The sequence below is a fragment of the uncultured Muribaculum sp. genome, from assembly GCF_910583865.1.
Lineage (GTDB): Bacteria > Bacteroidota > Bacteroidia > Bacteroidales > Muribaculaceae > Muribaculum.
The window spans coordinates 30,067-51,211 of the sequence record NZ_CAJTYX010000020.1 but is presented as its reverse complement, the minus strand read 5'-3'; the positions used below and the strand labels follow the sequence as shown (position 1 = coordinate 51,211).

Annotated in this window: 19 protein-coding genes; 18 read left to right on the top strand and 1 reads right to left on the bottom strand. The window is 58.1% G+C overall.

All coding sequences use genetic code 11. From position 1 onward, the window contains the following. Window positions 1-313: 313 nt before the first annotated feature. From trmD to QZ303_RS06210, 7 genes are all read left to right on the top strand, one after another. Window positions 314-1,003 carry a tRNA (guanosine(37)-N1)-methyltransferase TrmD gene (gene trmD / locus QZ303_RS06240; protein WP_295730664.1) on the top strand — a complete coding sequence of 230 codons (690 nt, stop codon included), beginning with the start codon at window positions 314-316 and terminating at the stop codon, window positions 1,001-1,003. A 21-nt stretch (window positions 1,004-1,024) separates the two neighbouring features. Further along, entirely contained in the window at window positions 1,025-2,125 is a 1,101-nt protein-coding gene (locus QZ303_RS06235) for a DNA replication/repair protein RecF (RefSeq protein WP_295730661.1), read from the top strand. 131 nt (window positions 2,126-2,256) lie between these two features. Continuing rightward, window positions 2,257-2,547, top strand: a complete 291-nt coding sequence (locus QZ303_RS06230; RefSeq protein WP_295730659.1) for a DUF721 domain-containing protein — start codon at window positions 2,257-2,259, stop codon at window positions 2,545-2,547. A gap of 438 nt (window positions 2,548-2,985) precedes the next feature. After that, a complete protein-coding gene (locus QZ303_RS06225; RefSeq protein ID WP_295730657.1) occupies window positions 2,986-6,141 on the top strand; it encodes a TonB-dependent receptor in 3,156 nt (1,051 codons plus the stop codon). 21 nt (window positions 6,142-6,162) lie between these two features. Beyond that, window positions 6,163-7,749 (top strand): RagB/SusD family nutrient uptake outer membrane protein, encoded by a 1,587-nt coding sequence (locus QZ303_RS06220; protein WP_295730655.1) that lies wholly within the window; start codon window positions 6,163-6,165, stop codon window positions 7,747-7,749. Between the two features lie 41 nt (window positions 7,750-7,790). After that, complete coding sequence (locus QZ303_RS06215) at window positions 7,791-8,762, top strand: hypothetical protein (protein ID WP_295730653.1); 972 nt, start codon at window positions 7,791-7,793, stop codon at window positions 8,760-8,762. Window positions 8,763-8,803: 41 nt separating this feature from the next. After that, window positions 8,804-10,345, top strand: a complete 1,542-nt coding sequence (locus QZ303_RS06210; RefSeq protein ID WP_295730651.1) for a hypothetical protein — start codon at window positions 8,804-8,806, stop codon at window positions 10,343-10,345. On the opposite strand, the gene QZ303_RS06205 is transcribed toward QZ303_RS06210, so the two are convergent. Further along, window positions 10,338-10,862, bottom strand: coding sequence for a hypothetical protein (locus QZ303_RS06205; RefSeq protein ID WP_295730649.1), 525 nt, complete (start codon window positions 10,860-10,862; stop codon window positions 10,338-10,340). The two genes, QZ303_RS06210 and QZ303_RS06205, sit on opposite strands and share 8 nt — an antisense overlap. Before the next feature lie 392 nt (window positions 10,863-11,254). On the opposite strand from QZ303_RS06205, the gene QZ303_RS06200 reads away from it, so the two are divergent. The 11 genes from QZ303_RS06200 (at window position 11,255) to atpA (ending at window position 21,126) form a co-directional block, all read left to right on the top strand. Continuing rightward, window positions 11,255-11,629: an NADH-quinone oxidoreductase subunit A gene (locus QZ303_RS06200; RefSeq protein ID WP_295730646.1), complete on the top strand. Its 375-nt coding sequence runs from the start codon at window positions 11,255-11,257 to the stop codon at window positions 11,627-11,629. After that, window positions 11,620-12,264 carry an NADH-quinone oxidoreductase subunit B gene (locus tag QZ303_RS06195; RefSeq protein ID WP_295730644.1) on the top strand — a complete coding sequence of 215 codons (645 nt, stop codon included), beginning with the start codon at window positions 11,620-11,622 and terminating at the stop codon, window positions 12,262-12,264. Before QZ303_RS06200 ends, QZ303_RS06195 begins: the two co-directional genes overlap by 10 nt. A gap of 56 nt (window positions 12,265-12,320) precedes the next feature. Then, a complete protein-coding gene (locus tag QZ303_RS06190; protein ID WP_295730642.1) occupies window positions 12,321-13,949 on the top strand; it encodes an NADH-quinone oxidoreductase subunit C in 1,629 nt (542 codons plus the stop codon). 76 nt (window positions 13,950-14,025) lie between these two features. Beyond that, on the top strand, window positions 14,026-15,105 hold the full coding sequence (gene nuoH / locus QZ303_RS06185) for an NADH-quinone oxidoreductase subunit NuoH (protein ID WP_295730640.1): 1,080 nt from the start codon (window positions 14,026-14,028) through the stop codon (window positions 15,103-15,105). Between the two features lie 54 nt (window positions 15,106-15,159). Then, window positions 15,160-16,662, top strand: a complete 1,503-nt coding sequence (atpD, locus tag QZ303_RS06180; RefSeq protein WP_295730638.1) for a F0F1 ATP synthase subunit beta — start codon at window positions 15,160-15,162, stop codon at window positions 16,660-16,662. 40 nt (window positions 16,663-16,702) lie between these two features. Next, on the top strand, window positions 16,703-16,936 hold the full coding sequence (locus tag QZ303_RS06175) for a hypothetical protein (protein WP_295730635.1): 234 nt from the start codon (window positions 16,703-16,705) through the stop codon (window positions 16,934-16,936). Between the two features lies 1 nt (window position 16,937). Continuing rightward, on the top strand, window positions 16,938-18,155 hold the full coding sequence (atpB, locus tag QZ303_RS06170; protein ID WP_295730633.1) for a F0F1 ATP synthase subunit A: 1,218 nt from the start codon (window positions 16,938-16,940) through the stop codon (window positions 18,153-18,155). Between the two features lie 54 nt (window positions 18,156-18,209). After that, complete coding sequence (atpE, locus tag QZ303_RS06165; RefSeq protein WP_295730667.1) at window positions 18,210-18,464, top strand: ATP synthase F0 subunit C; 255 nt, start codon at window positions 18,210-18,212, stop codon at window positions 18,462-18,464. 15 nt (window positions 18,465-18,479) lie between these two features. Beyond that, the gene (atpF, locus tag QZ303_RS06160; RefSeq protein WP_295730631.1) at window positions 18,480-18,977 is read left to right on the top strand and encodes a F0F1 ATP synthase subunit B; all 498 of its coding nucleotides are present in this window, start codon (window positions 18,480-18,482) and stop codon (window positions 18,975-18,977) included. A gap of 8 nt (window positions 18,978-18,985) precedes the next feature. Further along, window positions 18,986-19,531 (top strand): F0F1 ATP synthase subunit delta, encoded by a 546-nt coding sequence (locus QZ303_RS06155; RefSeq protein ID WP_295730628.1) that lies wholly within the window; start codon window positions 18,986-18,988, stop codon window positions 19,529-19,531. 17 nt (window positions 19,532-19,548) lie between these two features. Continuing rightward, window positions 19,549-21,126 (top strand): F0F1 ATP synthase subunit alpha, encoded by a 1,578-nt coding sequence (gene atpA / locus QZ303_RS06150; RefSeq protein WP_295730625.1) that lies wholly within the window; start codon window positions 19,549-19,551, stop codon window positions 21,124-21,126. Window positions 21,127-21,145 lie beyond the last annotated feature (19 nt).

Sequence of the window (21,145 nt, the reverse complement as noted above, 5' to 3'; positions counted from 1 at the left end):
CCTCCACGTCCCGAACGTGGCGCGCTGCCAACTGTGCTACACCCCGATGGCTTTTGCGACTGCAAAGATAAGCAAATATCTCGCAGCCGCAAAAACTTTTTTCAAATTTATTGCTCCTTTCTTGTCGAAAAATCCAAAAAAAATCTTGATTCTCTCTATTCTGCATTTTCTTAACTATTCAGTTATCTCCTTCGTCAAACATGCTAATACTGTTTTTCATCGATATGGCAAGATCAAATAAATTTGGTTTTGCCGCCCCCTTATTCGTATCTTTGCAGTATGACAATAATGTTGAATTCAGGAAAATAGAGCCATGCGCATAGATATAATAACAGTATTGCCTGAGATGTTGGAGTCACCGTTGGGGTGCTCCATATTGAAACGGGCGCAGGACAAAGGGCTGGTTGAGATACACGTCCACAACCTGCGCGACTACACCACCAACCGCTACCGCAAGGTCGACGACTATCCTTTCGGCGGCGAGGCCGGCATGGTCATGCAGATCGAGCCTGTCGACCGGGCCATATCGGCCTTGAAGGCCGAGCGCGACTACGATGAGGTAATTTTCACCTCGCCCGACGGCGAACAGCTCACCCAGCCCATGGCCAACGCCATGTCGATGCTCGACAACATAATAATCCTCTGCGGCCACTACAAGGGTGTCGACCAACGCATTCGCGAGCACCTCGTCACACGCGAGATTACCATCGGCGACTACGTGCTCACAGGCGGCGAGATGCCCGCGCTGGTCATCACCGACGCCATAGTGCGACTCATCCCCGGAGCCATCGGCGACGAGCAGAGCGCCCTTTCCGATTCGTTTCAGGACGGCCTTCTTGCTCCGCCCATCTACACGCGCCCTGCCGAGTACAACGGCTGGCATGTGCCCGACATACTCCTATCAGGGCATCAGGCCCGCATCGACGAGTGGCGCCACGAACAGGCAATCGAGCGTACGCGCCGGCTGCGTCCGCAGCTACTAAAGGATCTCGGGCTGTCGTAGCCGCAAGAAAAGCTTCAGTCTATGACTCTTAAAGAGATACAGATCACCGGCTTCAAGAATATCGCCGACGCACGCCTGGAGTTTTCCCCTAACGTCAACGCCCTTCTCGGCAACAATGGCATGGGCAAGAGCAACTTGCTCGACGCCATCTACTTCCTGAGCTTCTGCAAAAGCTTCTCGGGGATGACCGACTCGCAGGTGATACGCCGTGGCGACGATTTCGCCATGGTGCGCGCCGTCTACTTGCGCCACGGCATCGACGAGCAGCTTTCCCTCGGCATCACTCCCGGACGCCGCAAGTCGCTCAAGCGCCAGGGAAAGGAATACCAGCGCCTGTCGGCCCACATCGGAGCATTCCCCCTTGTGCTCTCATCGCCGCAGGATGTCGACATCATCCGGGGGGCCTCCGACGAGCGCCGCCGCCTGATGGACATGGTGATCTCGCAGACCGACCCGCTCTATCTCGACGCACTCATCCGCTACGGGCGCGCTCTCGACCAGCGCAACCGCATGCTGCGCGACGCCGTGACCGACCGTTCGCTCTTTGCCGCCGTCGAGCTGCAGATGGACATGGCCGCCACAGCTATCCACGCCGCGCGCTCATCATGGGTCGAACGGCTCACAGCAATATTCAGCCGCTACTACGAGGCTATCGCCGGAGATGGCGCCGAGCATGTGGCACTGAGCTACGATAGCGCGCTCAATGCTCCCGGAGCCACGCTCACGTCGCTTCTCGATGCCTCACGCCGTCGCGACGAGGCTCTCCGCCACACATCCACAGGCCCTCACCGCGACGACCTTGAGATGCTCATCGACGGCATGCCTATGCGCCGCGCCGCCTCCCAGGGCCAGTGCAAGACCTATGCCATAGCGCTGCGCCTCGCCCAGTACGAGTTCTTGCGCGACAATATGTCCCTGCGGCCTCTCCTGCTACTCGACGACATATTCGACAAGCTCGACGCTGCCCGTGTGGAGCGCATCATGGAGCTTGTCGCAGGTGACGGCTTCGGCCAGATTTTCATCACCGACACCAACCGCACACATCTCGACGAGATAATGCGCCGCACCGGTTCCGACTACTCCCTGTGGCATGTCGATTCCGGAGCTTTCGCTCCGCTCTGAGCCGACAGCCCGCACAGCTCGTCTGACCGGTCTGACCGGTCGGACGAGTCCGACTCGTCCGACCTCCTTAATCTCTCTAATCTCTTTAATCTCCTTAATCTCCCTATCCTCCTTACTCCTCCCAGCCCTTCATGAAGCGAACCGACCCCAAATCAGTCAATGAAATCATCGAGGAATACCTCAACCACGAAGGCCTCGCCGCAACTGTCGACGAGCAGCGCGCCGCCTACCTGTGGCCCGAGGTGGCCGGCCATGTCATAAACCGCTACACCTCGCGTCGTTATGTCGACAAGGGCGTGCTCCATGTCTACATCTCCTCTGCTCCACTAAAGCAGGAGCTTGCTTTCTGCCGAAGCCGTCTCGTCGATGACATCAACGCCCTCATCGGGCGCCCCGTCCTCACCGACCTGCAGATCCACTGACAGCGCGGGTGTGCAGGTCGGTCAGACAAGTCGGACGCGTCAGACTTGTCTGACTCATATAATAGCCATTTCCATCTCCGGATTGTTAAATAATGCAAAACGAGCCTCGTTTTTGCATCTTTTTTAGCTAAAAACTCCTTAAATCGCTACTTTTGCGGAAGAACTTTCACACGGCTTTGTTACTATCGTGACGAGTCTGCTTGAAAGGGTTTAAAGATAGTTTCAAGTTAAGTTAAACAAAGATAGTTTTTTAACACTTTCCGCGCGGCTTTCGTATGTGCCGTGGCGGGTTATGTAGTCTCTCGGTCTCTTCTCTTTGCCGCGTTTTTCACGGGCATATGCCCGTCATGCATCCACACGTGTGGATGCATGGAAATATGATTTTAGTCTTATAGCCAAGTATTAATAACTCTATATTTATTTAAACAAAACTCTTGCATGAAGAACATTTGTTTCCAGATGAATCGGAAGGCATGGATCGTTGTCATGATGGTCTTGTGTCTTTCCTTCCCGGCTCTTGCACAGAAGATTACCGTTACAGGTACCGTTACTGACAAGACCGGAGAGCCTCTGATCGGGGCCAGTGTGCTGGCAAAAGGCACTCAGCAGGGTACAGCCACTGACTTCGACGGCGTCTACCATATCGACGTCGATGCCAACGCTACCCTGGTATTCTCCTACGTAGGCTACGACACGCAGAGCGTTCCCGTCAACGGACGCACCACGGTCGATGTCGTGATGCAGGAAAACTCGGTAGTCCTCAACGAGGTAGTGGCCATCGGCTATGGTACTGTCAAGAAGAGCGACGCCACCGGTGCCGTATCGGCCATCAAGCCCGACGAGGTGCAGGCTGGTCTCGCCACTTCCGCACAGGACATGCTCGTCGGACGTTCGCCCGGCGTGGTTGTCACCACCGGTGGCGGCCCGGAAGGAAAGGCCAACATCCAGATTCGTGGAGGTGCCTCGTTGTCGGCATCCAATGAGCCTCTTATCGTGATCGACGGCGTGCCTATGGACACACAGGGCACCAAAGGATCGTCCAACCCCATGTCGCTCGTCAATCCCGAGAGCATCGAGTCGATGACCATCCTCAAGGACGCATCGGCAACCGCCATCTTCGGTAGCCGCGCATCAAACGGTGTCATCATAATCACCACCAAGAAAGGTGCTTCCGGGAAGCCGACTGTCAGCTTCGCTGCCAACATGTACATCAACACCCCGCGTAACTATGTCGACATGATGACCGGCGACCAGTTCCGCCGCTTCATCATCAACGAATACGGCGAAGGCACTTCCCAGGCCGCAGCCCTCGGCACAGCTTCAACCGACTGGCAGAAAGAGGTGCTCCGCACATCCGTCAGCTCCGACTACAACCTCAGCGTGGGAGGCACCTACGGCGTGCTCCCTTACCGCGTGTCGGTGAGCTACACCAACAACAACGGTATCATCGAGACCACCAAGATGGACCGTGCCACTTTCGGACTCAACCTCTCGCCGAAGTTCTTCAACGGACTCCTCTCAGTCAACGCCAACCTCCGCGGCGCCTACATCAACAACCGCTTCAACGATGACTCGCTGCTCGGAAGTGCCGTCAGCTTCAACCCGACGCTCCCCGTCTACGCTCCCGACGGCAACATATTCCTCAACTACACCACCTATGCCGGCACCTCCACCGCCGGTCCGGACACAAAAGGCTCGGCCATCAATACCCTGAAGGCCCTCAACCCCGTGTCGCTCTACAAGGAGTATGACTCTTCGTCGAAAGTATGGCAGTCGATAGGCAACCTCCAGATCGACGGTGCACTCCCATGGCTTCCCGACCTCCACGCCAACCTCAACCTCGGATACGACATCTCGCGCTCAAACGTCGACAACGTCTACAACGCCTACTCCCCCCAGTCGTGGAAGAACGGTTCCGACCTCCCATACGTGAATATCAACGGAGTAGAAACCCTCATCCCTGCCGGCCAGACAGGCAATCTTCCCGACGGTTATTTCATCAAGTCGACACGCGACGGACAGGGACGTACCTACCACGAGCATCAGGTGAAGGTCAACCTCCTTCTCGACTTCTATCTCAACTATAAGAAGGAGTTCGACAAAATTTACTCCAACATCGATGTCACCGCAGGCTACTCCTGGCAGAAGTTCCGCCGCCAGGGCAACGACTACACCCGCATCAACTCCGGCGACTATGCAGGCTTCCAGGGCTATCCCGGCGGACGCTACCGCAACGACCTCGCCCTCGTCAGCTTCTTCGGACGTCTGAACTACACGTTCATGGACAAATACCTCCTCACCGTCACCGTCCGCCGCGACGGCACATCGCGCTTCTCCAAGGACCATCGCTGGGGCACATTCCCCTCGGTAGCCCTCGCATGGCGCATCATCGACGAGGATTTCATGTCATCGCTCCGTCCCGTGCTCTCCGACCTCAAGATCCGCGCCGGCTACGGTATCACCGGCCAGCAGGATCTCGGCGACGACCTCTTCCCCTACCTGCCGATCTACGTGGTGGGCAACAACGGCAACCCCGAGCCTAACACCACCGCATATCCCAACCCCATACCCGAGTCGCTCCGCGACCACTACGGATCGCAGTACGGATTCATCAACGTCATCAAGCCCAACGGATTCAACCCCTCCATCAAATGGGAGGAGACCGCCACCTGGAATGTCGGCGTGGATTTCGGCTTCCTCAACAACCGCATCAACGGCAGCCTCGACTTCTACAAGCGCAAGACAAAGGACCTGTTGACGCACACCACCGTTCCGGCGCTTTCCAACCTCACCAACGCGCTCAACATGAACATCGGCGACCTTGAGAACACCGGTATCGAGTTCAACATCTCCACACGTCCTGTCGTGACACGTGATCTCACCTGGACCTCCGACTTCAACATAGCCTGGAACCGCAACAAGATCACCAAGCTCACCGCCGGCGACGATCCCGACTTCTTCATCCCCACCGGAAGCATCTCCGCAGGTACGGGAGGCACTATCCAGGCCCATCAGGTAGGACATCCGGCCTATAGCTTCTATGTCTACCAGCAGGTCTACGACCAGAACGGCGACCCCATCGAGGGGCAGTATGTCGACCGCAACGGTGACGGACAGATCACCGAGGCCGACAAGTACATCTACCATAGCCGCGACCCGAAGGTGGTGATGACCTGGAGCAACACCGTCAACTACAAGAACTGGGACTTCGGCATCGTGCTCCGCGCCAACCTCGGCAACTGGGTCTACAACGACTTTGAGGCAGGCAACGTCAGCAAGTCATCGACCGCCTCGTCGCCGCTGAGCAACCTCATGGCCGACCGCTTTCTCTTCAACGACCTCGGTGTGAAGGGTGTGCAGAGCGACTATTTCGTGCGCAACGCTTCCTTCCTCCGCTGCGACAACATCACTGTGGGCTACACATGGCCCAAGCTGCTCAACGACATGCTGCGCCTGCGCCTCTACGGTGCAGTTCAGAACCCCTTCGTCATCACCAAGTACAATGGTCTTGACCCCGAGGTGTTCGACGGCATCGACCGCAACGTCTACCCGCGTCCTATCACCGTTTCGTTCGGCGTAGTCGCTAATTTCTAACCACTTAACGGCTATATAATCATGAAAGTCAACAACCTGAAATATACTCTTCTCGCATGTGCCGCCATGGCTGTCGGGGCATCTTCCTGCACCGGCGACCTCGACATCACGCCGAAGGACCCCAGCAAGCGCACCGATCTCACCACGGGCCTTGAATATTACGGCGCGTTCGCCAACCTCTATGCCGGCCTCACTATCGCCGGTGTGAACAACAATTCCGACATCACCGTCGACGACGGCGGCGCGGGAGTCTACACCCGCCAGCTCTGGAACCTCCAGGAGCTGTGTACCGACGAGGCCTTCATTGGCAAGAACTGGAACGACGCCGGTCTCGACGAACTCGACTACGCCACTTGGAGCCCCGACAACCACTGGCTCTACGAGGCAATGTCGCGTTTCACCTTCGAGATAGCCATATGCAACGAGTTCCTCCGCACCATCGACAAGGCTGCCGAGGTTACCAATCCCATCAGTGCCGACGAGATCGCGCAGATGAAGCGTGAGGCCCGCGTGCTCCGCGCCCTCGCCTACTACCATATGATGGACTGCTTCGGACGTGGCCCGTGGGCAACCGAGAATTCGACGGTGTCGGAGACACCTCCCACCGAAACGCGCGCCCAGATGTTCCCCAAGGTCGTGGCCGATCTTGAGGACGCCATCAACGGCGGCATCCCCAAGGCTGCCGACCAGGTCTACGGCCGTGTTGGGCGTGAAGGCGCCTTGATGCTCCTCGCGAAGCTCTACCTCAACGCCGAGGTCTACACCGGCACTCCTATGTACGACAAGTGTGCGGCCGCATGCCAGGAAATCCTAAAGACCGTCAACACCCTCGTGGGCGAGAACAACGACGGCAAGGAATACAAGTACCTCTTCTGCGCCACCAACGACCGCTATGCACGCGGCGGTGAGATTATCTGGGCCGTTCCGCAGGACAACTCCTACACCCAGAGCTACGGAGGCACTACCTATCTCGGCATGGGCGCCTACAACGCCAACATCGACGCCAACCTCCAGAAGCGTCTCGGCATAGACGGTACAGGGTGGGGCGGCCCGCGCGTGCGTCCGGAGCTTGGCCGCACCGTCGCTTCCGACGATGCCCGCTTCCTATTCTGGACCGACGGCCTCAGCAATGACCTCCACGAAATCGGCGACTGGGGCATGCCCGGCGGTTCCGGCCTGATGTGCATCAAGTATGTCTACACTCCCGAGGAGAACTACTACAATACCGACGGCTCTGTGAAGGTCAATACATTCAACTCCGCCGACTTCCCGCTCTTCCGCCTCGCCGATACATTCCTGATGCTTGCCGAGTGCCAGCTCAAGGGGGTGAGCTGCAACGGACAGAGCTATTTCGACCGCGTGCGTGCACGCGCCGGCCTGCAGCCCATAGCCCTCACCGCCGACAACCTTCTCGACGAGCGCATGCGTGAGCTGTACTGGGAGGGACACCGCCGCTCCGACCTTATCCGCTTCGGCAAGTTCACAACCAAGAACTGGTCGTGGAAGGGTGGTGTGGAGAACGGGGTAGGCACGATCTCCGCCGACCGTCAGCTCTACGCCATCCCCACACAGTATGTGTCGACCGTCGGCCAGAATCCCGGATACTAATGCGTGTGTATGCTAATCAACATAAATAGCAAATGAAAATCATGAAAAAGATATCATCATACCTTGCCCTCGCTGCCGTCGCCCTGGCCTTCACCGCCTGCTCCGACGACACCGAACCCAAGGCCACCTATCCCGTCAACCACGACTTCCTCAACATCCCCGTGATGGCCAACCAGACCATCGTGCTCGAGACCGCCGGGAATGTCGACTTCACCCTGTCGCAGCCCGACTACGGCGTGGCTCTCGTGCCCTCCTACGCGCTGCAGATCTCGCTCGACCCCTCGTTCGAGAAGTTACCCTCGCAGATGGGCGCACAGATTTCCGACCTCGTCTACAACAGTAATGCCGAGAAGGCCTTCTATCAGCTCCCCAATCCCGCCAACACGGCTTCGTTCGCCGTCAAGGCCAAGGATATCGCCGACGGGCTCTCCAACATGTTCGGCTACGACGATATCGAGCAGTACAAGGGTCGTGAGGACAAGGTCTACAACGGTCCGCTCTACTGCCGCGTGCTCTCGTTCCTCTCGACAGCCAACCCCGGCACCTACGACAAATACTCCATTCTCTCCAACGTGGTCACTCTTGCCGGTGTGGTCGGATATCCCACCGTACGCCAGCCGGGTGCAATCTACCTGATAGGGGCACCTTCCGGATGGACAGCTCCCGATGAGGCGAATGCAGGGGTACTCGCTCCCTGGACGCTTTATGAGAACAAGGATGCTATCGACTCGAAGGTGTACCACGGCACGTTTGACATTCCCGCCGACCAGTTCGAGTTCCGCTTCTACAGCGCGCTCACCGGATGGGACAACGGAGACTCCTGGGGTCCCTCGGCAAATGACGAGCAGGTGCCCATCGAGTTCAAGGACGACAAGTACTCTGGCGCGATCCAGCCTAAAGGCAAGGGCAAGTTCTACGTGGCCGGATGGACCGGCGGCTGGGTGAAGATGACTGTCGACCTGGGTGCAAAGACCGCGGAGTTCGAAATCGTATCAGGCCCCGAAGCCGAGTGACTGACACATAATTTATAATTATATTAAATAGAGAATCATTCATGAAACTCCATTATAACAGACTATGGCTGCTCGGGGCGCTCGCCCTGGGCATGGCCGCCTGCTCCGACGACGAATACACCGGCGAGCCGCAGGTGATTCCGCAGCCCGACGTGCTACCCGCCAATTCTGTCGCCGGCATCGACATATACGCCCCGGGCACAACGGTCGACATCAACGCCGAGAGCGCCGACATAGACAAGATGATGCCGCTGCTCAACCTCACCAAGATCGACCCGCAGCCTGCGGGCTACGAGGTTAAGGTGCAGATGATCATGGCAAAGACCGAGGCCGAACTCTCCGACCCCGCCGCACGCCGCGACACCATCCTTACGGTGCTCGACCCGCAGGGTGGGGCGCTCCAGACCCTCGGCCTGTCGGCGAAGGCCCTCAACCTCGGCTTCCACTCGCTCTACGGCACTGATGACACACCGCGCACCGTTGCCCTGCGTTTCGACGCCTATTCCGTCAAGGACCAGACTTCGGCTCTTCTCGGTACGGTAGGCACTACAGGTACGGTCACGGTGAAGCCTGTGCAGTATGCCTATACCCCCGAGAATTCATACTGGGTGGTCAACCCCACCGACCCCTCGCAGAAGTACAAGATGAGCAACGGTGACAAGGCTCCATATGAAAACGGCACATTCTCGGCTGTCGCCGAACTTCCCGTGGGCACGTTCGACTGGAAGATAGTCCCAGGCTCCATGGTCGACAATCCTGTGGCAGCGATGTGCTTCGGCCCTTCTTCCTCCGATGAGGGCAAGCTCCTTCTCGGTGGAGAGGCAGGCAAGGTGGCTGTAGAGGGTGACAAGCCCGTGCCCTATATGTTCACTGTCGATATGACCGCGCACAATGCCGACTATACGGCCCTTGTACCCACCTATGAGGTCAAGATAGCTTACGACGTGCTTTATGTGCTCGGCGACGCCCAGGGCGGCAACTCTACTCCCGCCGTGCTCACCACCAAGGACTATGTGACCTACGGAGGTTTCGTTCCTTTCAAGGGATGGGGCGCGAAGATGAGCAACATACCTACATGGGACGGCACGGAGTTCGCCAACTTCAAGTTCGACGGCCCTGATGCCAATGGGGCATACACAGGCACAGTGGGCACCGGCGGTGACGGAGGCAATATCGTGGGTCTCCCCGACGGAATATATGCATGGGTGTTCAATATCACTTCCGGCGTTGTCACGGCCACTCCGATCGAGCATTTCGAGCTGATCGGCACGGCCATCGGCGGCTGGGACGACGGCGACGTGCAGAAGCTTGCTCCGGTAGATGCGGCAAATGCGGCATGTGCCGAATTCTCTGCCGAGATTGACTTCAAGTCGACAGGCGAGTTCAAGTTACGCGGTATTCAACCGAAGCTCAACAACAATTGGGCGTTCTCCCTCGGCGGCCCGCTCGATGCTCTCGTATGGGACGGCCCGAACAGCAGCTTCGAAGGCGCTCCCGGCAAGCACACGGTGACAATATCATTCAACGTGGCCAAAGAGGGCGAATACGCCGAGTCTCCGCGCGTACATTATGTAATCAAATAACAGATTCATCTGGACAACGGCATGGACTGTCCATGCCACTACCCTGCGGGGAGACCGGTAGCCACGGTCTCCCCGCTTTCTTTACGGGCTTCGGTTTGCGTTTTGCCGACTGCACGGTATCGCGCTTCGCGGCTACCCTGCGCAGCAGGGCCTCGCGCTTGCGTGCTTTCCTTTCGGCTATGATGCGCGCCTCTTCGGCCTCGCGAGCCAGACGACGGCGCTCTTCAGCCTCGGCCTTGCGGCGTGCGGCGTCTGCTATGGCTTTCTCTTTTGCCTCGCGGCGCATGCGGCGCAGCTCGCGGGCACGGGCGTTGCGTGCCTTACGCGCGTCGATCTGTGCCTTGATCAGCCCCCATACGATGTGGAATCCCTCGAAATAGTAATTCAGGTCGCCGATTCTCGGTTCGGTGCCATCCTCCATGTAACGGTAGATCTCAGGGTCGATGATCCCGGAGAAGTCGCCTATGAGACTGAGCGCTTTCCGCCAGCTCTCGTCGAATTTGAATCGTTTTTTCATATGAGTGTGTGTTGATGTGATTAAGATGTCGTATTGAATCGTGTTGTAGGTATCGTGATGCAAATATATTGCAAGTATTGGTAAAATACAAATGAATATGATGCAAGTTTGGTGTAATGATACATGTCAATATGCTTGAAATCATTTGATTGACGTGTCTGGAGGGGGCTTGATTAATTAAGTATTTTTAACTAATAGGCATCCTATTTGGCAAGTTTGGAGGCCTCCGGAGGGTTTGTTTGTAAAACTTTTGTTATATTTGCAAAAGATTTCGGGTATTGTCCCGGAATTCTTGACCTTAAATGGCTTCTCTGTTATAACTCAGTGCTTTGGATGCCGTCCACCATATATGTCGGCGGCATCGACAGAACAGATTTATATTGAATCATCATATGGTATCATTAATTTTTGGTATTCAGAACTCTACTCTCGCCGTGGTGGGCGCCCTGACAGGTGTTGCCCTCGTGGCGCTTGCGCTCGTGTTGGCGGGGCTGATCTCGCCGCGCAGCTTCAATCCCCAGAAGGGTGAGGCTTACGAGTGCGGTATCCCTACGCGAGGCGAGAGTATGGCGCAGTTCCACATCGGCTACTATCTCTACGCGATCCTTTTCCTGATGTTCGACGTGGAGACCGTGTTCCTCTATCCGTGGGCTGTCAACATGAGGGCTCTCGGCACCGACAGCCTCCTCTGCATCGCTGTATTTTTCGGAATTTTAGTGCTGGGCCTCGTATATGCCTGGCGGAAAGGAGCGCTTGAATGGAAGTAACCGCACAGGGCATGCCGTATGCCGATTTCAAGGACAATGAGTATATAGAATCGCTCGTCAGCGAGCTGCGCGCCAACGGCACCAACGTCGTTGTCGGCTCGCTTGACAAGCTTATCAACTGGGGGCGCAGTAACTCTATCTGGCCGCTCACTTTCGCCACCAGTTGCTGCGGTATAGAATTTATCGCGCTTGGAGCGGCGCGCTTCGACATGGCGCGCTTCGGCTGGGAAGTGGCACGCGCCTCACCCCGCCAGGCCGATTTCATGATGGTGGCCGGCACGATCGTCCACCGTATGGCCCCCGTGGTGCGCCGTCTCTACGACCAGCTCGCCGAACCTAAATATGTGATCGCATGTGGCGGATGCGCCATATCCGGCGGCCCGTTCAAGAACAGCTACCACGTGGTTAAGGGCGTGGGCGACGTGATTCCCGTGGATGTCTACGTCCCCGGCTGTCCTCCACGTCCGGAGGCCATGATCTACGGCATCATGCAGCTTTCCCGCAAAATCAAGGTGGAGAAATTCTTCGGCGGTGTCAACCGTCAGCAGAAACGCTCGGAATTCCTCGCCGCACGCGATGCCGCTGCCGCTCTCGTAAAGGAGGGCGTAGAGCAGGAAGAGGGTATGTCGAAATGATAGCGACCCCACGATAACCCAGTATTTTAACAAGCACCAATCATCATCACAAAGATATGGCAAACGTTCAGGAACACATCGCCCGGCTCTTCCCCGAAGCTACATTCGAAGAGGGAGAATGGCTGTTGGTGAACATTCCCGATGCCAAGTGGCACTCGCTCGCCAAGACCCTCAAGGAGGATCCCGAACTCGACTTCGACTACCTCGTGGCCCTCGTGGGTATGGACTGGACCGAGACTCTCGGCGTAATGTACTACTTCACCTCGACGCACCTCGGCCACCACGTGTCGGTACGCGTGGCCACCGATAACCGCGAGAAGCCCATGCTGCACTCCATCAGCGATTTGTGGCACGTGGCAAACCTCTACGAGCGTGAGGTCTACGACTATTTCGGCATCATCTTCATCAACCACCCCGACATGCGCCGCCTGTTCCTGCGCAACGACTGGGTGGGCTATCCCCTGCGCAAGGACTACGACGACTCCCCCGAGGTCAATCCCGTGAGGCTCGACCATGAGGCTGTCGACGACGTCACATATACTTATGTGGAGAAGCCCGACGGCTCGGTTGTCAAGGAGAAGCGTACCGTGTTCGCTCCCGAGGACTTCGTGGTCAACATCGGCCCGCAGCATCCCGCCACCCACGGCGTGCTCCGCTTCCGCACTGCGGTCGACGGCGAGACCATCAAGAAAATCGACCTCTATCTCGGCTATATACACCGTGGAATCGAGAAGCTCTGCGAGGGGCTCGGCTACATGCAGACCCTCCACTTCACCGACCGTCTCGACTACCTGTCGGCTCAGCAGAACCGTCATTGCCTCTGCCTCTGCATCGAGAAGGCCATGGGCCTCGAAGTGCCCCGCCGCGCCGAAGTGATCCGCGTGATGATGGACGAGTTGATGCGTATCAGCTCGCACCTTCTCTTCATGGGCACGTTCTGCATGGACCTCGGAGCCACAACGATGCTCTTCTACACTCTGCGCGAACGCGAGCGCATACTCGACATCTTTGAAAAGACCTGCGGCGCGCGCATGACCTTCAACTACCACTGCATCGGCGGTGTGCTCGAAGATCTCGACAAGGACTTCGTCGCTGACGTGAAGGCGCTCCTCGAAGTTATGCCCAAGGCCATCAAGGAATACGACACCATATTCACAGGCAACGTCATAGCCCACAACCGTATGGACGGCGTGGGTGTCCTCTCGAAGGAGGATGTGATCAGCTACGGAGCCACAGGCCCTGTGGGACGTGCGTCAGGGTGGGCGTGCGACGTGCGCAAGACCGCTCCCTACGGCATCTATTCCGAACTCGACTTCGACGAGATAACCCTACCCGAGGGCGATTCCATGGCACGCTATCTCGTGCGTGTCGAGGAGATCAAGCAGAGCTGCCGCATCCTTGAGCAGCTTGTCGACAACATCCCCGAAGGCGATATCTGCGCGAAAGTGCCCAAGGTGATCAAGCTCCCCGAAGGACACTGGTTCCAGCAGGTGGAGGCGAGCCGAGGCGCGTTCGGCGTCTATATCGAGAGCCATGGCGACCAGAAGCCCTGGCGCGTGAAGTTCAATTCGCCCTGCATGAACCTCGCCGGCATAGTGCCCCACGCCGCGGAGGGAGGTAAGATCGCCGACCTCATCACCATCGGCGGTACTTTCGACTATGTGGTGCCCGACATCGACCGTTGACATAGACGGTCGTGTCCATTCAGCTGCATACTGTAATCAGTTCAAGTAAAGAAGAATACAAAGAACAACAAGATATATGTTAGAACTATCTCACGGAGCCGAGTGGCTCGATCAGTGGCTTCTTTCATGGTGCGCACCCTGGGTGGCCGTGACCATTGAGTGTGTGCTCATCGGCGTGCTGCTCCTTCTGGCCTATTCGGTGCTCGCACTTTTCTACATCTATTTCGAGCGCAAGGTGTGCGCCGCATTCCAGTGCCGCCGCGGCCCCAACCGCGTAGGCCCATGGGGCGTGCTGCAGTCGGTGGCCGACATGTTCAAGATCCTTATCAAGGAGCTTATCTCGCTCAACCATATCGACAAGTTCCTCTTCGCCCTGGCCCCCTATCTGGTCATCCTGGCCTCGATGCTATGCTTCTCGATGCTCCCGTGGGGCAGCGGAGTGCAGATTGTCGACTTCAATATCGGCATCTTCTTCCTGTTGGCTGTCAGCTCGATAGGCGTGCTGGGCATACTGCTTGCCGGGTGGTCGTCCAACAACAAGTTCACCCTCATCGGTGCTCTCCGTTCGGGCGCGCAGATGGTGAGCTACGAACTTTCGCTCGGCCTGTCGGTTATTACAATGGTCGCTTTCGCCGGCACGATGTCGATTTCCGAGATGTGCCGGATGCAGAGCGAGGGCATGTGGTTCATCTTCTCGGGCCATCTTCCCGCCATCATCGCTTTCGTGATATTCATAATCGCCGGCACCGCGGAGACCAACCGTGGCCCGTTTGACCTCCCCGAGGCCGAGAGCGAGCTTACGGCAGGCTACCACACGGAGTACTCCGGTATCCACTTCGGCTTCTTCTACCTGGCCGAGTACCTCAATCTCTTCATCGTCTCCGGCGTGGCGGCGCTCCTCTTCTTCGGAGGCTGGGCACCGTTGCACATCCCCGGATGGGATGCCTTCAACGGAGTGATGGACTGGATACCGTCGACCATATGGTTCATCGCGAAGGCGATCATAATCTCGTTCATTATCATATGGTTCAAATGGACGTTCCCGCGCCTGCGCATCGACCAGCTCCTCGCACTCGAGTGGAAGTACCTGCTCCCGATCAACCTCGTCAACCTCGTGTTGATGGTACTCGTGGTGTGCTACGGACTCCATTTCTGATCCACAACCGCATAAATTGATTTTAACAACCTCCCTCAACGTCATATAACAGCAATGAGCGATAAATTCGGAACAGTAGCTCAGGTGATCGGCCCTGTGGTCGACGTCACCTTCGAAGGAGACGACAATCTCATCCCTCCTATCTACACGGCTCTGCGTGTCCCCAAGGATGACGGCACCGCCCTCATCCTCGAAGTAGAGCAACACATCGGCGAGGACACCGTGAGATGCGTGGCCATGGAAAGCACCGACGGCTTGCAGCGCGGAGTGCGCGTGGAGAACCTCGGACGACCCATCGCCGTGCCTACCGGCGACCAGGTGAAAGGACGCCTGCTCAACGTGCTCGGCGACGCCATCGACCACCTGCCCGAACTTGACCGCGACTCGTTGCGACCCATCCACCAGCCGGCGCCCGCGTTCGACGACCTCACCATAGGCACCGAGATCCTCTACACCGGCATCAAGGTGATCGACCTTCTCGAACCCTACTCCAAGGGTGGCAAGATCGGCCTCTTCGGCGGTGCCGGCGTGGGCAAGACCGTGCTCATCATGGAGCTTATCAACAACATCGCCAAGGGACACAACGGATTCTCCGTGTTTACCGGCGTGGGCGAGCGTACCCGCGAGGGCAACGACCTGTTGCGCGAGATGATCGAGAGCGGCGTCATGAAATATGGCGAGAAATTCCAGAAAGGTATGGAGAAGGGCGAGTGGAATCTCGCCGACGTCGACATGAAGCAGGTGGCCGACTCGCAGGCCGCGCTAGTGTTCGGCCAGATGAACGAGCCGCCGGGCGCACGTCTGCGCGTGGCCCTCACCGGTCTGACCGTGGCGGAGCAGTTCCGCGACCAGGATGGTGGCGGTAAGGACATCCTCCTCTTCATCGACAACATATTCCGATTCACCCAGGCGGGTTCGGAGGTGTCGGCCCTTCTCGGCCGCATGCCATCGGCGGTAGGCTACCAGCCCACGCTTGCCTCGGAGATGGGTGCGCTCCAGGAGCGAATCACCTCCACCAAGCAGGGCTCGATCACATCGGTGCAGGCCATCTACGTGCCCGCCGACGACCTTACCGACCCGGCTCCCGCCACCACCTTCAGCTTCCTCGACGCCACCACGGTGCTCTCGCGTAAGATTTCCGAGCTTGGCATCTACCCTGCCGTCGACCCGCTGGAGTCCACATCGCGAATCCTCGACCCCCACATCATCGGCGAGGACCACTACAACACCGCCCAGGCCGTGAAGCAGCTGCTGCAGAAGTACAACGAGCTTCAGGACATCATCGCCATCCTCGGCGTCGACGAGCTGTCGGACGAGGACAAGCTGGTGGTGGCACGCGCACGCCGCGCGCAGCGTTTCCTCTCGCAGCCGTTCTTCGTTGCCGAGCAGTTCACCGGCCTGCCGGGCGTCATGGTGCCCCTGAGCGAGACCATCCGAGGTTTCAAGATGATCCTCAGCGGCGAGATGGACGAATATCCCGAGCAGGCGTTCCTCAACGTCGGCACAATCGACGAGGCTATCGCCAAGGGCAAGAAGATGCTCGCCGAAGTGAAGTAAGTCAACCCTATTGTAAGGCAACTAAACAATACATGCAGATATGGTGCTCAAAGTAATCTCCGCACAGGATGTCCTCTTCGAGGGCGAAGTGGGTAAGGTGTCGCTGCCGGGCGCGGAAGGCACGTTCATGGTGCTCCCGGGCCACGCCTCGCTGATCTCCACGCTTGTGCCGGGTCCGGTGGTCTACGACCACGAGGGACATGAGGGGCGCATCGACGTGGCCGGAGGCATCGTCGATGTCGACAACAACGTGATATCTGTATGCATCTATTGATATGAAACGAACCATCCTGCTAATTGCCCTCCTGCTGGCCGTGCTGCTCCCCGCCCCGCTGTCGCTGACAGCCGACGAGGCCGAGGTGCGTGCGGAAGCCCAGGCGGAAGAGGCCGAGAGCCGCTCGGAGGAGAAGAAGATCAACCCTAAGGAGATCATCTTCGAGCACCTTGGCGACGGCTACGGCTGGGAAGTGCCGTTCAACCACCACGTGCGCATTCCGCTGCCGGTAATCGTGCGCGACTATCAGGGCGACTGGCATTGCTTCAGCTCGTCGCGAATAAGCCACGGCGACAGCTACACCGTGACCGACAGCGACGGCGTCGAGATGACCTTCCGCCTCGGAGGCCATGACAGCAAATGGCACAACAAGATCGTGGGGATGCGTCCCGAGACGGTCGACGGCCAGACAGTGATGGCCGAATATCGCCCGCTCGACCTATCCATCACCAAGAATGTATGCGCCATATTCATCGCCTGCCTGCTGGTGATGTGGATGGTGCTCGACGTGGCCGCCTGGTACCGCAAGAAGGGCTATACAGCCCCGCGCCGCACCACCGGCGCCATCGAGGCCCTGATACAGTTTATTTACTACGGCGTGATCAAGCCCACTTTGGGCGAGAAGAGCCGCAAGTTCGGTCCATACCTGCTGACGGTGTTCTTCTTCATCCTCGTGGCCAACCTCCTTGGCCTGATGGTGATTTTCCCCGGCGGTGCCAACATCACCGGCAACATCGCCGTGACGCTCGTGCTGTCGCTGATCACGTTCCTCATCGTCAACATCTTCGGCACCAAGCACTACTGGAAAGAGGTGTTCTGGCCCGATGTGCCCCTATGGCTCAAGTTCCCCCTCCCCATCATGCCCGTTATCGAGCTGTTCGGAGTGTTCACCAAGCCTGCGGCCCTCACCGTGCGTCTGTTCGCCAACATGATGGGCGGCCACATCATAGTCATCGTGCTCACCCTGCTCATTTTCATCCTCGGCGCTCTCGGAGCTGCCGCCGCGGGAGGCACGCTCGTGGTGTCGCTGATCTTCTCGGTGTTCATGCTCCTGATCGACGTGCTTGTGAGCTTCATCCAGGCCTATGTGTTCACGATGCTCTCTACCGTGTTCATCGGGCTGGCGCAGGAAGAAGGCCACCACTCCAAGAATGATGCCGCCGATGCCCGTCCGCAGCCCGCGCAGGTGGCGGCCAAAGCCGACCGGGCCACAAGGTAATCTCCTCATAGCGAATCAGTAAACAAAAAAATATTAACTCATAAAACCTACACAATTATGTTATCAGCATTAATCATCGCAGCAATCGACGCAGGTCTCAAGGGTATCGGAGCATGTCTTGGCGCAGCCATCGCGGCAATCGGCGCAGGTATCGGCATCGGCAAGATCGGCGGTGCTGCCATGGAAGCTATCGCCCGTCAGCCCGAGGCCACCGGCGATATCCGAAGCAACATGATCGTCATCGCCGCCCTTATCGAGGGTGTGGCTCTTTTCGCTGTCATCGTCTGCGTGCTGGCATTCTTCCTCTAATCAGCAGCATCTCCCATGGAACTGTTCACGCCTGAATTCGGCCTGGTATTCTGGATGTTCGTGGCATTCGCCATCCTCTTCTTCGTATTGTGGAAGTGGGGCTGGCCTGCCATCATGAAGAGCATCGACGACCGCGCCGACCTCATCGACAAGGGTGTGGAGTATGCGCAGAGTGCCAAAGAGCAGCTTGACAACGCCCGCCAGGAGGCCGCAAAGTATATAGACGAAGCCCGCAAGCAGCAGGCCGAGATACTCCGCGAGGCCGACCGCATGAAAACCGAGATAATCGAGGAAGCCCGTACAGCCGCCTCCAAGGAGGCACAGAAGGTGATGGACGCCGCAAAGGTGTCGATCGAGCAGGAGAGGAAGGAAGCCCGCCAGCTGTTCCGCGACGAGGTAAGCTCCTTCGCCCTCGACATCGCCACCAAGGTAGTGCGCGGACAGATGGCCGACCGCAAGGCGCAGACCAAGCTCGTCGACTCGCTCCTCGATGAAATGGAAACCAACAACTGACAACCGACATGGACCAAGGTCTTATCCCCAACCGTTATGCCAAGGCACTCTACAAGTTCGCCCTCGAGAAAGGGGCGGCCACCCGGGTGTATGAGCTGATGAAACGCCTGTGTGCCTCCTTTGCCGGGCAACCGCGCCTGCAAGAGGTGGTCGCGAATCCGTTTGTGGCTACCGATGATAAGACCGCGTTGCTCTCCACCGCGGCAGGTGCAGAGAGCGCTGACACGGTCTTTGCCGATTTCATGAAGCTGCTGGTGGAGAACCGCCGCATCGACATGGTGCGCGCCATCGCCCTGCGCTATCTCGACATCTACCGCCGCGCCAACAACATCTGTCTGGTGAAGATCGTCACTGCCGCCGACATGCCCGCCGAAGTGACAGCCAAGCTGCACGCTTTGGTGGAACGACATCTCCCCGGCGCCACGGTCGAATATACCCACCTGACCGACCCCTCCATCATCGGAGGCTTCGTGGTCGATGTCAATTCCGAGCGCCTCGACGCATCGCTCGCGAGCGAGCTGCGGCAGCTGCGCCTCAATCTCCTTAGCAAGTAAATCCCCACACAACAAGAATGATCAACCCAAGCGAAATATCGGAAGTATTAAAGCAACAGCTTGAGAACGTCAACTCCAAGGTGTCGTTCGAAGAAGTTGGTACTGTCCTTGAGGTAGGCGACGGCGTGGCCCACGTCTACGGACTCGAAAATGTGCGCGCCAACGAGCTTGTCGAGTTCGAGAATGGCGTGAAAGGCGTTGCCATGAACCTCGAAGAGAGCAACGTTGGTGTGATATTGCTCAACAACGTCGACCGCGTGACCGAGAACATGACCGTGCGCCGCACCGGCGAGATCGCCTCTCTGCCCGTTGGCGAAGGCCTCTTGGGTCGCGTCATCAACGTGCTCGGCGAGCCTATCGACGGCGCCGGACCAATCAGCGGCGAGCGCCTGCTCATGCCGCTGGAGCGCAAGGCTCCCGGCGTCATCTTCCGCCAGCCCGTGAAGCAGCCGCTACAGACCGGCATCAAGGCCATCGACTCGATGGTGCCCATAGGCCGCGGACAGCGCGAGCTTATCATCGGCGACCGCCAGATCGGCAAGACCGCCATCGCCATAGACACCATCATCAACCAGCGCAAGAACTACGAGGAGGGCAAGCCCGTCTACTGTATCTACGTGGCCATCGGCCAGAAGGCGTCGACAGTGGCCGCCCTTGTGCAGACCCTCCGCGACAACGGCGCTCTCCCTTACACGGTAATCGTGGCCGCCAACGCATCCGACTCCGCGTCGATGCGCTACTATGCCCCGTTTGCCGGCGTGGCCATCGGAGAATATTTCCGCGACACCGGCCGCGACGCGCTTATCGTCTACGACGACCTCTCGAAGCAGGCAGTGGCCTATCGTGAGATTTCGCTGATCCTGAAGCGTCCTTCGGGCCGCGAGGCGTATCCGGGCGATATCTTCTATCTCCACTCCCGTCTGCTCGAGCGTGCCGCCAAGATTATCGACAACCAGGAGGTGGCCTCCTCGATGAACGACCTCCCCGCCGTGCTAAAGGACAAGGTGAAGGGTGGTGGCTCGCTTACCGCGCTGCCCATCATAGAGACGCAGGCAGGCGACGTGTCGGCCTACATCCCCACCAATGTCATCTCCATCACCGACGGACAGATCTTCCTTGAGACCGCCCTATTCAACCGAGGCATCCGCCCGGCCATCAATGTGGGTATCTCCGTGTCGCGTGTAGGCGGCAACGCCCAGATCAAGCCGATGAAGAAGATCGCCGGCACGCTGAAGATCGACCAGGCGCAGTTCCGCGAGCTGGAGTCGTTCACCAAGTTCGGCGGCGACATCGACCCGGTGACCGCCCGTGTCATCGACAAGGGACGCAAGAACGAGCGGCTTCTCATCCAGCCCCAGTACGAGCCTATGGCCGTCGAGGAGGAGGTGGCCGTGATCTTCTGCGGCACGAAAGGCCTGCTGGAGAACGTGCCGCTCGACAAGGTGGCCGAGTTCCAGAAGCTGTTCCTCCAGCTCGTACACGCCAAGTACCAGAAGGACGTGCTCGACGCCATCGCCGCCGGACAGCTCACCGACGACGTGACCGCCAAGCTCACCCAGGCCGCACAGGAGATAGCGAGCCGCTACAAGAACTGATAAAAAGAAACCGACAGAG